This window comes from Streptomyces sp. A0958, from assembly GCF_004795035.1.
GTDB lineage: Bacteria > Actinomycetota > Actinomycetes > Streptomycetales > Streptomycetaceae > Streptomyces.
In genome coordinates, this window is the sequence record NZ_SSBK01000013.1 from 22,688 (window position 1) to 34,360 (window position 11,673).

12 protein-coding genes are annotated in these 11,673 nt (G+C 74.5%); 6 read left to right on the top strand and 6 right to left on the bottom strand.

Annotated elements, in window-relative coordinates:
• Positions 1 to 19: 19 nt before the first annotated feature.
• Positions 20 to 373, bottom strand: coding sequence for a DUF6204 family protein (locus E6P78_RS15465; protein ID WP_136204165.1), 354 nt, complete (start codon positions 371 to 373; stop codon positions 20 to 22).
• 216 nt (positions 374 to 589) lie between these two features.
• Between E6P78_RS15465 and E6P78_RS15470 the strand changes: the two genes are divergently transcribed.
• Both E6P78_RS15470 and E6P78_RS15475 read left to right on the top strand, forming a co-directional pair.
• The gene (locus E6P78_RS15470) at positions 590 to 2,560 is read left to right on the top strand and encodes a DUF5107 domain-containing protein (RefSeq protein ID WP_136204166.1); all 1,971 of its coding nucleotides are present in this window, start codon (positions 590 to 592) and stop codon (positions 2,558 to 2,560) included.
• Positions 2,561 to 2,615: 55 nt separating this feature from the next.
• Entirely contained in the window at positions 2,616 to 3,173 is a 558-nt protein-coding gene (locus E6P78_RS15475) for an AAA family ATPase (RefSeq protein ID WP_136204167.1), read from the top strand.
• Positions 3,174 to 3,182: 9 nt separating this feature from the next.
• Here the strand turns inward: E6P78_RS15475 and E6P78_RS15480 are convergent, their stop codons facing one another.
• From E6P78_RS15480 to E6P78_RS15490, 3 genes are all read right to left on the bottom strand, one after another.
• Complete coding sequence (locus E6P78_RS15480; RefSeq protein WP_136204168.1) at positions 3,183 to 3,536, bottom strand: VOC family protein; 354 nt, start codon at positions 3,534 to 3,536, stop codon at positions 3,183 to 3,185.
• A 97-nt stretch (positions 3,537 to 3,633) separates the two neighbouring features.
• On the bottom strand, positions 3,634 to 4,443 hold the full coding sequence (locus E6P78_RS15485) for a class I SAM-dependent methyltransferase (RefSeq protein ID WP_136204169.1): 810 nt from the start codon (positions 4,441 to 4,443) through the stop codon (positions 3,634 to 3,636).
• A 174-nt stretch (positions 4,444 to 4,617) separates the two neighbouring features.
• The gene (locus tag E6P78_RS15490) at positions 4,618 to 6,123 is read right to left on the bottom strand and encodes a bifunctional phosphatase PAP2/diacylglycerol kinase family protein (RefSeq protein WP_136204170.1); all 1,506 of its coding nucleotides are present in this window, start codon (positions 6,121 to 6,123) and stop codon (positions 4,618 to 4,620) included.
• 244 nt (positions 6,124 to 6,367) lie between these two features.
• On the opposite strand from E6P78_RS15490, the gene E6P78_RS15495 reads away from it, so the two are divergent.
• The 3 genes from E6P78_RS15495 (at position 6,368) to E6P78_RS15505 (ending at position 9,562) form a co-directional block, all read left to right on the top strand.
• Positions 6,368 to 7,132, top strand: a complete 765-nt coding sequence (locus tag E6P78_RS15495; protein ID WP_136204171.1) for an IclR family transcriptional regulator — start codon at positions 6,368 to 6,370, stop codon at positions 7,130 to 7,132.
• A gap of 96 nt (positions 7,133 to 7,228) precedes the next feature.
• Complete coding sequence (locus tag E6P78_RS15500; RefSeq protein ID WP_136204172.1) at positions 7,229 to 8,479, top strand: aminotransferase class I/II-fold pyridoxal phosphate-dependent enzyme; 1,251 nt, start codon at positions 7,229 to 7,231, stop codon at positions 8,477 to 8,479.
• A gap of 36 nt (positions 8,480 to 8,515) precedes the next feature.
• The gene (locus tag E6P78_RS15505) at positions 8,516 to 9,562 is read left to right on the top strand and encodes an MBL fold metallo-hydrolase (RefSeq protein ID WP_136204173.1); all 1,047 of its coding nucleotides are present in this window, start codon (positions 8,516 to 8,518) and stop codon (positions 9,560 to 9,562) included.
• 2 nt (positions 9,563 to 9,564) lie between these two features.
• Here the strand turns inward: E6P78_RS15505 and E6P78_RS15510 are convergent, their stop codons facing one another.
• On the bottom strand, positions 9,565 to 10,191 hold the full coding sequence (locus E6P78_RS15510) for a VTT domain-containing protein (protein WP_136204174.1): 627 nt from the start codon (positions 10,189 to 10,191) through the stop codon (positions 9,565 to 9,567).
• Entirely contained in the window at positions 10,188 to 10,970 is a 783-nt protein-coding gene (locus E6P78_RS15515; protein ID WP_136204175.1) for an MBL fold metallo-hydrolase, read from the bottom strand. The genes E6P78_RS15510 and E6P78_RS15515 overlap by 4 nt, the downstream gene beginning before the upstream one ends.
• A gap of 228 nt (positions 10,971 to 11,198) precedes the next feature.
• Between E6P78_RS15515 and E6P78_RS15520 the strand changes: the two genes are divergently transcribed.
• Entirely contained in the window at positions 11,199 to 11,603 is a 405-nt protein-coding gene (locus E6P78_RS15520; RefSeq protein ID WP_136204176.1) for a hypothetical protein, read from the top strand.
• The last annotated feature ends 70 nt before the right edge of the window (positions 11,604 to 11,673 follow it).

The window sequence follows — 11,673 nt, forward strand, 5'->3', positions numbered from 1 at the left end:
CGCGGTCTGCCGGGCCGTGTCACGCGGCCCCGGTCCCCCGCCGCCCCTTGTAGTTGATCTTCATCGTGTCCATGTCCGTCGCCGTGGACCGTAGTTCCCCGTGGCCGCAACCGGCCCTCCGCAGCGCCGTCTGCGCCCGGTCCTCGGCGATCGCGGCGGCCATCTCCTCGCCGTCCTCGGCGTCCGAGACGACCACGTACCGGAAGCTGAAGTGCTTGAGCACCCGGTCGTACGTCAGCGAGCCCTCCTCGGTGAACTGCATCGCGGCGAGGCCGTGCTCCTCCACCTCCGCGAGCAGCCGCTCGCGCGCCGCGTCCGTCAGCCCCTCCCACGTGCCGCGCACGATCACCCGGTACGTGTGCTGCGTGCTCATGTGTCCCGCCGTTCCTCTCGCCTGCCGCGTTCCGTGTCCGAGGCGAGAGTACGGGGGCCGGGAGCGGGGCGGAAACGGAATTCCGGGCGGGCGGCGGCCGTGCCCTTTGCCGAAGAGTGATGCCTGAGCCTCTGGTCCGGGCGGCAACCGGCGTGTTCCATGGTCATCGGGGGGCGCCCGGACCTGTGGCGGCCCGCGCGAGGGAGCGAGGTTGCCTTGGCCACCACCGTACGACGTGCCGTACTGACCCTGCCCGCCGCGGCGACGGGGCCGGAGAACCCGCTGCCCGCGCTGCGGCCGCTGGACGAGACGCACGTCATCGACGACCGGGACCGGGTCGGACTCCCGCGCGACATGGCCCGCCGGCTCGGCCACGCCCCGCTCGCCACCGTCCTGCCCGTCCGCACCCTCGACGGGTACGGGCGCGAGCGCACCCCCACGGACCTCGACGCGATCGTCATCGAGAACGACCACCTACGCGTCACCGTACTGCCGGGACTCGGCGGCCGTATCCACTCCCTCGTCCACAAACCGGCCGGCCGCGACCTCGTCTACGCCAACCCCGTCCTCCAGCCCGCCGACTTCGCGCTCAACGGGGCCTGGTTCTCCGGCGGCATCGAGTGGAACATCGGCGCCACCGGCCACACCACCCTCTCCTGCGCCCCGGTGCACGCGGCCCGCGTCCCGGCGCCCGACGGCGGCGAGATGGTCCGGCTCTGGGAGTGGGAGCGGCTGCGGGACCTGCCCTTCCAGGTCGACCTGTGGCTGCCCGACGACTCCGCGTTCCTGCACGTCGGCGTACGGATACGCAACCCGCACGAGCAGCCGGCCCCCGTCTACTGGTGGTCCAACACCGCCGTCCCCGAGGACGAGGGCACCCGGGTCCTCGCCCCCGCCGACGAGGCCTGGCACTTCGGGTACGAGCGGACGCTGACCCGGGTTCCGGTCCCCGAGACCGGCGGCACCGACCGCACGTACCCGCTGCGCAGCGACTACCCGGCCGACTACTTCTACGAGGTGCCCGACGGCGCCCGCCGCTGGATCGCCTCCCTGGACGAGCACGGCCAGGGGCTCGTCCAGACCTCCACCGACCTGCTGCGCGGCCGCAAGCTGTTCCTCTGGGGCCGGGGCGCGGGCGGCCGGCGCTGGCAGGAATGGCTCACCGAACCCGGCACCGGCGGGTACGCCGAGATCCAGGCCGGACTGGCCCGCACCCAGCTGGAGCACATACCGCTGGAGCCGGGCGGCGAGTTCAGCTGGCTGGAGTCGTACGGGCCGCTGGCCGCCGATCCCGCCACCGTGCACGGCACCGACTGGGCGGCGGCCCGCACCGAGACCGAGCGGCAACTCGCCGCCGTCCTGCCGCGCGCCGACGTGGACGCCGCCTACGCCGCCTGGCGCCTCTGCGCCGACACCGAACCGGGCGAACGCCTCGCCACCGGCTCGGGCTGGGGCGCCCTGGAGGTGCGGCGCGGCCGGTACAAGCTGCCCGGTACGCCGTTCGCCGACTCCACGCTCGGGGAGCAGCAGGCGCCCTGGCTGGAGCTGCTGGACCAGGGCACGCTCCCCGGACCGTCCGGCGCGGCCCCGCCCGGGCCCACCCTGGTCTCCTGGCACTGGCGCGACATGCTGGAGACGGCCCCCGCCGAACCGCTCACCGAGTACCACCTCGGCGTCGCGCAGTGGCACGCCGGCGACCGCGCCCAGGCGGTCCGCAGCTGGGAACGCGGACTGGCCACCACCGCCTCGTCCCGCTGGCCGCTGCTGCGCTGTCTGGCCGTCGCCGCCCAGGAGAGCGGCCAGCGGGAGAGGGCGGCCGACCTCTGCACGGAGGCGTTCGACGGCCTGTGCGCGGATCGCGGCGACGGTGAGGCATGGGCCGCCGCCACCGCGGCCCTCGGCCGGGAGGCGATCGAGGCGCTGCTCACGGCGGGCCGGACTGCCGCCGCCCGCACGGTCTGGGCGGGGCTGCTCCCGGAGATCCGCGAGCGGGGCCGCTTCCGTCTGCTGAAGGCCCGGCTGCTGATCGCGGAGGGCCGGCCCGAGGCGGCACGCGCCCTCTTCGACGCGGGCTTCGAGGTCGCCGACCTGCGCGAGGGCGCGGAGATCCTGGAGGAGGTGTGGGAACAGCTCACGGACGAACCGCTGCCTGACATGTACAACTACCGGATGCGTCCGCGAGGCTGACGGCACACGGCACACGGCACACGGCACACGGCACGGGGAACGGGAGCATCGGTACATGATCGTCTGGATCAACGGGGCGTTCGGCAGCGGCAAGACCACGCTGGTCGCGGAGCTGCACCGCAGACTGCCGGACGCCCTCGTCTACGACCCCGAGCACGTGGGCTTCGTCCTGCGCGAGATCGTGGAGGCGCCGCACGGCGACTTCCAGCACATCCCGCTCTGGCGCAAGCAGGTGGCGTCGCTGGGCCAGGGGCTGGTGGAGGAGTACGGGCGGCCGGTCCTGGCACCGATGACCGTGGTCCGCCGGCAGTACGCCGACGAGATCTTCGGAGCCCTGGAGAAGGCGGGCGTACCGGTCCACCACTTCTTCCTCGACGTCTCGGCCGGAGTCCTCGAACAGCGGCTGCACGACCGGGTGGTGGTGCCCGGCGACCCGGAGCGCGACGAGGCGGTGCGGCGCTGGGGGAAGGCGCAGATCGCCGAGTGCGTGGCGGCGGTCGGCAGCCTGCGGGAGGACACGGTGGTGCTGGACGGTGAGCTGCCCACCCGCGAGCTGGCCGACCGGGTGCTGGACCGGACCGGTCTGGCCGGCCTGTCCCGCGGGGTGTTCTGAAGTCCCGCCTCAGGCGGGGAGGTTGCGGTCGGCGTACTCGAAGACCGAGCCGTCCGGGTGCACGGCGATCAGGTTGCGGCCGACCGGGGTCGGGACGGGGCCCGCGATGACGCGGGCGCCGACCCGGGTCAGGGCGTCGTGCGCCTCGTCGACGTTCTTCACGGCGATCGTCGCCGTCACCTTGCGCAGGATCTCCAGCTCCGACTCGGGACCGCTCATCAACAGGAAGCAGCCGATGGCGGCGACGGAGACCCCGCCGCGCTCGAAGCGCAGGGCCCGACCGCCCGTGAGCTCCTCGTAGAAGGCCACCGCGGCCTCCAGGTCGTCGACGCAGATACGCAGCGTGGTTCCCAGGATTTCCATGGCCACCAGGGTAGTTGGCGGGTCGGTGCCGTGTGTTCGATTCGTCTTCGGCGGCTCCGCTCCGGTCCCGGACCGGCCCGGGACCGGAGCCATGCGCTCAGACGCGGCAGAGGACCTCGCCGTGCGGGACCATGAACCAGCCGTCGCCCTGCTCGCCCCACGTGCGCCACGCCCCGGCGATCTCCGCCAGTTCCTCCGGCGTCGCGTGGCCGCCGTCCACCGCCAGTCCCGCGTACACCGAGCCGACGGTACGGTCCCCCCACAGGCTGCTCCACCACGCCCGGCTCTCCGGGGTGGCGTAGCACCAGGAGGCCGCCGTCGGCGTGATGTCGGTGAAGCCCGCCTGTCGCGCCCAGGACAGCAGCCGGCGTCCGGCGTCGGGCTCGCCGCCGTTGGCGCGGGCCACCCGGCCGTACAGCTCCTGCCAGTGGTCCATTCCCGTCGACTCGGGGAACCAGGTCATCCCCGCGTAGTCGCTGTCGCGCGCCGCGACGACGCCCCCGGGGCGGCAGACCCGGCGCATCTCGCGCAGCGCCTGCACCGGGTCGCCCACGTGCTGGAGGACCTGATGGGCGTGGACCACGTCGAAGGAGTCGTCGGGGTAGTCCAGGGCATGCACGTCCGCGACGGCGAACTCGACGTTGTCCAGGCCCCGTTCGGCGGCCACCGCGGCCGCCTGGCCCAGGATCTCGTCGGTGGTGTCCAGCCCCGTCACCCGGCCGGGGGCGACCAGTTCGGCCAGGTCCGCGGTGATGGTGCCGGGGCCGCAGCCGACGTCCAGCACGCTCAGACCCGGGCGGAGTTCGCCGATGAGGTAGGCCGCGGAATTGGCGGCGGTGCGCCACCGGTGCGAGCGCAGCACCGACTCGTGGTGGCCGTGGGTGTAGACGGCGGTCTCCTTCGGCATGGCCGTGATCCTCTCTCGAAACGCGAACCGCGAAATCGCTGATCGGTAGGACCACCGTAGGCCCTCATGCCGAATGATGAGATACGTATCTTGCAATGTGGACAGCGGTGAGTCGCGCGAAAGGGCGGCCGACTCAGCGTCGACCGCCCTCTGTTGCCTCGCGTCCCGGACCTGCTACACCGGCCTCGGGCAGTACACCGTCAGCGCCTCCGGCAGCTTGTCGATCATCAACTCGCTCCCGCTGTGCGCCACTTCACCGTCGTACGCGTACGGCGTGCCGGGCTTCAGGCCGGAGACCCGCACCCGCTGGCGGCGGACGGCGGCGTGCGTGGGGGAGCGGGTCAGCGGGCCCGCGACGGCGGCGGCCAGCAGCCTCAGGCCGGGGGTCCGGCCGCCGTGCACGACGCGTACGTCCAGCAGCCCGTCCGCCAGGTTGTGCCGCCGGCCCGGCGCCGGGCCCATCCGCTGGAACAGGCCGTTGCCGACGAACAGCAGCCACAAGGGGCGGCACTCTCCCTGGAGTTCGGCCTCCAGCGGGCGCTCGCCGCGCAGCACGTGCAGGGCCGCCAGGACACCGGCCGGCCAGCCGCCGATCCGGGGTGACCAGCGCTCACGCATCCGTACGAGCTCCGGGTACACGCCCAGGCTGAAGGCGTTGAGGAAGTAGCCGTGGGCGCCGCCGGGCCCGTCGGGGCCGGGCCGGAAGCGGCCGAGGTCCACCCGGACCGCGCTTCCCTCGCCCAGCGCGGCGCAAGCGTCCGCGACCGTCTCTATGCCCAGGTCGTACGCGAAGTGGTTGAGGGTCCCGCCGGGGAACACCGCGAGCGGCACGTCGTGCACGGCCGCCACCGCCGCCGCCTGGTTGACGGTGCCGTCCCCGCCGCACACACCCAGCGCCCGGCCCCGGCCCGCCGCCTTCTCCAGCTCGGCGGAGAGCTGGTCAGGGGGACACTCGGCCACCTCCGCCGCCCGTAGCGCGTCCCTGATCAGTGAGGCGGTGGCCGTGGCCGTGCCCGACTCCTGGTTGACGACGACCACGAGGCCCTGGCCGTCGGACAGGGCGGGCGCCTCGGCCGGCGGCCGGCCGGGAGCCGGCAGCTGACCCCTCGTCGGTATGACCCCGCGCAGGGCGAACGCCGCTCCCACGCCGAAAACCGCACCGGCGAGCACATCGCTCGGGTAGTGGACCCCGGTGTAGACGCGGGACGCGACCACGGACAGCGCGACGGGCGCGACGACCGCTCCCCAGCCCTTCGACTCCAGCGCCACCCCGGTGGCGAAGGCGGCGGCCGACGCGGCGTGCCCCGAGGGGAACGAGGTGGTCACCGGCTGGCGCTTCAGCTGCCGTATCACCGGCACGGCGTCCAGTATCGGCCGCTGCCTGCGGACCGCCCCCTTGCCCACCGTGTTGATCGCCGCCGAGGCCACCGCCAGCGAGGCGATGCCCCGCAGCGCGGCCCGCCGCGCCCGGGCACTGCCCCCGAAGGCGGCCATGCCGGCGGCGGCCCCGAACCACAGGAGCCCGTGATTGGCGCTGCGGCTCAGCCTGGGCAACACGGGGCCGGCGGCCGGCCAGTGGCGCCGGGCCAGGTCCTGGAACACCGCGACATCGCGGCTGTGGAGCCGGCCGCGCAGCCCGGTGAGCCGTGACGGGAGGGAAGGGATGCTCGCTGACGACATGGAACAGCGAATACCCGGCAACGCCGCCCCGAACCAGCAGGCGCGCGGGAGCGCGTCGGCGGGACGGACACAGAGCCCGTGCCCGGCCGCCATTCGGTCCCATAGGCGGGCAAACCACTCGGGCGGGCGGGTGTCGCGTGTTCCACGGCACCCCGTCGTTGCACCGGCAACTCCGCCGCACTTAGCCTGCGTTCGTGATGCCGGTCACCGACCGGCATGCCGAACGAGAGGGTGGTGCACGACCATGGGGCGACTCGTCCCCGCGGTGACCAGGGCGCTGGACGTTCTCGAACTCTTCCTCCACGGCGACGGCACGCTCTCCGCGCCCGAGGTGACCCGCAAGCTCCAGCTCCCCCGTACCACCGTCCATGAGCTGCTGACCACGCTCGCCGCCCGCTCGTACCTGGTCGCCGTCCCCGATCGGCCCGGCCGCTACCGGCTCGGCGTCCGCACCTACCAGCTCGGCAGCCGGTACGCCGAGCAGCTCGACCTCGCCGCCGAGGGCCGGCAGGTGGCGCAGCGGGTGGCCGAGACCTGCGGCGAGACCGTGCACGTGGCGATCCTGGAGGGCACCGACGTCATCTACATCGCCCAGGTCGACTCCACCCACGCGGTACGGATGGTGTCGGCGGCCGGCCGCAAGCTGCCCGCCCACTGCACGTCCGTCGGCAAGATGCTGCTCGCCTCGCTGCCCGCCCCGGAACTCGACACCCGGCTCGACGGGCTCGAACTGACCGGCATGACCCCCGACAGCATCACCGACGAACAGGAGCTGCGGACCGCGCTCGACGCCGTACGGGAAAGGGGCGTCGCCGTGGAGCACCAGGAGTCCGACCCCTACGTGGGCTGTGTCGCCGCGCCCGTACGCGACCGGTCGGGGCGGGTCGTCGCCGCGCTGTCCGTCTCCGTCCCGATGATCCGCTGGAACGAGGAGCGCGAGCGGGAGCTCGCGGGGCTCGCCGTCGAAGGCGCCGAGGAGCTGTCCGGCCGCCTCGGCCACCACCGGTGAGGCTCCAGGCCGGGCGCATCGCCTCATTCCCTCGTATAAAGGTCCGGAGGGCGAACGGCGAGTCGGATCGAGCGAGCGGCGGCGAAGGAGGCCCGGATGGGCCGGGAGCGGACCGGAAGCCACGAGCACGGCACGCACACCGTCCGGGAGGACCGCGGGCCCGTACGGTACGGACCGCCCGCCCCCTGGCCCGGGCTGCCCGTCCTGCCGGAACTGGCCGAGGTGCTGGCGGCAGCGGCGGACCGGGCCGCCCCCGAACCCGCCGGCGGATCGGCCGCCCTGCGCGAGGCCGCCTGCGCCTACTGGCAGCGGCGCGGCCTGCGCGGCGGCCCCGAACACGTCGCCGCCGCCCCCGGCACCTCTCCGCTGCTGCTCGCCCTGGTCGCCGCGCACGCGGGCGACGTGCTGCTGCCGCGCCCCTGCCCCGCCTCCTGGATTCCGCAGGCCCGGCTGCTGGGCCGGCCCGCATACCAGGTCCCCACCCCCGCCGAGTGCGGCGGCGTCCCCGACCCGTACGCGCTCCTGGAGACCGTACGCAGGGTGCGCGCCGAGGGCGGCAGACCGCGGCTGCTGCTGCTCTCCGTGGCCGACGACCCCACCGCCACCGTCGCCCCGCCCGAACTCGTGCGCGAGGCCTGCGAGGCCGCCGTCGGTGAGGGCCTGCACATCGTCAGCGACGAGACCTGGCGCGACACCCTGCACCGGCCGCACGACACGGTGCTGGTCAGCCCGGCCGAGATGTGCCCGGACGACGTGACGGTCGTCTCCGGCCTGTACGGGGGCCTGACCCCGCCCGCCTGGCCGGTCGCCGTCGCCCGGTTCCCCGGCACCGGACGCTCCGCCGCGCGCCGGGCCCGCACCCTGGACATCCTCACCGCGCTCGGCGCCTTCGTCGCCGGACCGGTCGCGGCGGCCGCCGCCCACGCGCTGCACGAACCGGACGCCGTCACCGAACGGGTCCGCCGCGCCGCCGCCCTCCAGGCCCGCGTCGCCGCCGAGGCGCACCGGGCGGTGCTCACCACGGGCGCGCTGGCCCGACCCCCGCAGGCCGGCCGCCACCTCTACGCCGACCTCGGCCCGCTCCGCTCCCGGCTCGCCGCCCGAGGGGTCACGGACTCGCTCGAACTGGAGGAATACCTCAGCGAACGGCTCGGCACGCCCACCCCCGGCGGCCACCGCTTCGGCGACGAACTCGGGGCCCTCCGGGTACGGCTGGGCACCGGATCGCTGCTTGGCACCACCCCCGAGGAGCAGAACCGGTCGCTCACCGCCCCGGAGCCCCTCGAATTGCCGCATGTCGCGGCAGCCCTGAGCATTTTCCGAGCAGCCCTCGACGAACTGCGCTGACGCCGTGCCGGCGCACTCCAGGACGGGAGCCTCGATATGACGGACCGGACCGAGCGCTCCCTCGCCCGGGACACACCCACGGTGGCCTGCGGCGACGTCGTCGCCCCGCGGCCCCTCGGCGAGGTGCGCTCCTGGCCCAGGAGCTTCGCGGACCGGCTCACCGCCCCGCTCCCCGGCATCCTCGGCATGTCCCGGCTGGCCCGTGAGCACTCCATCCGGCCCAACGCGGAGGGACTGCGCCACATCCGCCGCCTGCCGTACGCCCCCGAGCCCCTGCTGCCGGTCCCGGCCGGCTCCAGCTGCGTCACCTGGGCCGGGCACGCCAGCTGGATCATCCGCACCGGCGGCCTCACCGTCCTGGCCGATCCGGTCTGGTCCCGCCGCATCCTCGGCACCCCGGCCCGGATCACCCCCGTCGGCGTCCGCTGGGAGGATGTGCCGCCCGTCGACGCCGTCGTCATCAGCCACAACCACTACGACCACCTCGACGCCCCCACGCTGCGCCGGCTGCCCCGGCACACCCCGCTGTTCGTCCCGGCCGGCCTCGGCCAGTGGTGCCGCCGGCGCGGCTTCGACCGCGTCACCGAACTCGACTGGTGGGAGTCGGCCCGGCTGGGCGGCGTCCGCTTCGACTTCGTGCCCGCCCACCACTGGTCCCGGCGCACCCTCACCGACACCTGCCGCTCACTGTGGGGCGGCTGGATCATCGAGGACACCGCCTCCACCGGCCCCGGCGGTCGGATCTACTTCGCCGGGGACACCGGATACGGCCACTGGTTCACCGAGATCGGCCGCCGCCACCCCGGCATCGACCTCGCCCTGCTGCCGATCGGCGCCTACGAACCGCGCTGGTGGCTCGGCGACGTCCACACCGACCCGGAGGAGGCCGTGCAGGCGTACGAGGATTTGGGCGCCCGCGCGATGGCCCCGATGCACTGGGCGACGTTCCTGCTGTCCGCCGAACCCGTGCTCGAACCGCTCACCCGGCTGCGGACCGCCTGGCAACGCGCCGGCCACCCGCGCGAACGGCTCTGGGACCTGCCCATCGGCGGCTCACGCCTGCTGGAGGCCCCGGCCGGCTGAGGTCACCGCGCCCACCGCGCCCGCGTCCGGCGCCACACCGCGGGCACCCCGCTGATCAGCAGCGTCAGCCCCACCGCCGCCACCACCCCCTGCCACGGCTCCGGGAACAGCGAACCGCCCAGGATGCCGATCAGCTGATACGTCGCCGCCCACGCCAGACAGGCCGGCACATCGCCCCGGGCGAACCGTCGCATCGGCATCCGCCCCAGCAGACACGCCAGCATCACCGGTATGCGCCCCGCAGGCACCAGCCGGGACAGCACCAGCACCGTGGCGCCGTGCTCGTCCAGCTTTTGCTGCGCCTGCGCCAGCCGCTCCGGCGCGGCCCGGTCCCGGATGGCCCGCAGCCACCGCGAGCCGTTCTTCGACCGCACCCCCCGCTGCCCCAGCCAGTACAGGGATATGTCCCCCAGGAACGCCGCCGCCGACGCCACCCCGAACACCACCAGCAGCGAGAACGGCGACGACTGGTGGAACGCCACCACGGCCGCCGAACTCACCAGCGCGCCCGTCGGCACCACCGGGACCAGCGCGCCCAGCGCCACCAGCAGGAACAGCGACGGGTAGCCGATGGCCTGCTGTGTCGACTCCGGGGGCAGCTGCGCCGTCTGCCGCACGAACTCGATCACCCGGAGCCCTCCGGCCGCACGCGCTCCCCGTGCGCCAGCCGGTGCACCACGACCTCGGGTGCCCGCAGCGCCGCCTTCCGTACGAACTCCTCGCCCGGGGCGTGGAACTCGTGCGGCCGGACCCCGTCCATCCCGATCGGCCAGTACGTGCCGTAGTGCACCGGCACCGCCGAGCGCGGCTCCAGCCGGCTCAACGCCTCCGCCGCGCGCCCCGCGTCGAGGTGCCCGTGGCCGAGATGGGGCCCCCAGCCGCCGACCGGCAGCAGGGCCACGTCCACCGGGCCGACCGCCCGCGCCATGTCGTCGAAGAGCCCGGTGTCCCCGGCGAAATACGTGCGGGCCGCGCCCTCGACCACGTACCCCAGGGCGGGGGAGCGCTGAGGGCCCAGCGGAAGGCGCCGGCCGTCGTGCAGCGCCGGGACGGCCCGCACCCGCACCTCGCCGACGCGCACCTCGTCGCCCGCCGTCACCTCGGTGATCCGCAGCCCCCGCGCCCTGCGCAGCAGCCGCAGCCCCGGCACCGCCCGCACCGAGCCGTGCGGCACGATCAGCCGGGCCCCGGGGGCGACGCGCGCCAGCGACGGCAGGTGCAGGTGGTCGGAGTGCAGGTGCGAGATCAGGACCACGTCGGCGACGGCCGCGTCCGGACCGGGCAGCGCGCCGCGGCGGCGCCGCAGATGCGCGAAGCGCCGCACGAAGAGCGGATCGGTCAAGAAGCGCACCCCGGAGTCCTCGATCGTGCACGTGGCATGCCCCCACCAGGTGATCTCCACCGGCACGTCGCCGCCTCCTCCTGCTCACCGGACCCACGTCGGACCCACCACACCTGCCCGACGAGCCTACGGGCAGTCGCCCCGCTCCGGTCCGCGCCCCCCGGCGCACCCGTCATTCGGGGGTCCCGGACCGTGCCTCCGTGCGCCCCCTCACCGCCCCGGTACGCGCCCTCGGGCCCCGGGGACGTCCGCATAGGGTCGGGGTCGGGGAAGGACAAGCACCGGGAGACGGCCATGGGGGACGTACGAGTGGCGGCCATCGCCAGTCTGACGCCGCTCGAAGAACTGGACAGCGATCCGTTCCTGGTGGACACCCGCGGCCAGCACGCCATGTGCGCCCGCTGGGCCGCCGACCAGGGCTACGTCGTCACCCGGCAGCTGCGCCTCTACGGGCTGCGCCCCGACCACCCCGCGCTCTGGGCCGACGTCGAGAGCGGCGAGGTCGAGCTGTTCGTCGCCCCCAGCGACCGGGTCCTCGCCCGCGCCCTGGCCTCGGTGCCGCAGTTCACCGCGGAGTGCGAGCGGCGCGGCGTACGCCTGGAGATCGCCGGGCTCCACGAGCCGTCCTACAGCGCCGACCACAAGGCAGGGGTGCACCGCAGGCTCTCCATGCCGACCGCCGGATACGACGGCTGCTGACCGCCTGCGGGCCCGCCGGAGCCGCTGTGAAAGGCTTGGGCGGGGCCCGGAACGGCAGGGCCCGGACGTG

Bases quoted from the DNA above. Each gene is read 5' to 3' on its own strand.
- E6P78_RS15465 (WP_136204165.1), bottom strand. From the start codon at position 373: ATGAGCACGCAGCACACGTACCGGGTGATCGTGCGCGGCACGTGGGAG.
- E6P78_RS15475 (WP_136204167.1), top strand. From the start codon at position 2,616: ATGATCGTCTGGATCAACGGGGCGTTCGGCAGCGGCAAGACCACGCTG.
- E6P78_RS15480 (WP_136204168.1), bottom strand. From the start codon at position 3,536: ATGGAAATCCTGGGAACCACGCTGCGTATCTGCGTCGACGACCTGGAG.
- E6P78_RS15485 (WP_136204169.1), bottom strand. From the start codon at position 4,443: ATGCCGAAGGAGACCGCCGTCTACACCCACGGCCACCACGAGTCGGTG.
- E6P78_RS15490 (WP_136204170.1), bottom strand. From the start codon at position 6,123: ATGTCGTCAGCGAGCATCCCTTCCCTCCCGTCACGGCTCACCGGGCTG.
- E6P78_RS15495 (WP_136204171.1), top strand. From the start codon at position 6,368: ATGGGGCGACTCGTCCCCGCGGTGACCAGGGCGCTGGACGTTCTCGAA.
- E6P78_RS15500 (WP_136204172.1), top strand. From the start codon at position 7,229: ATGGGCCGGGAGCGGACCGGAAGCCACGAGCACGGCACGCACACCGTC.
- E6P78_RS15505 (WP_136204173.1), top strand. From the start codon at position 8,516: ATGACGGACCGGACCGAGCGCTCCCTCGCCCGGGACACACCCACGGTG.
- E6P78_RS15520 (WP_136204176.1), top strand. From the start codon at position 11,199: ATGGGGGACGTACGAGTGGCGGCCATCGCCAGTCTGACGCCGCTCGAA.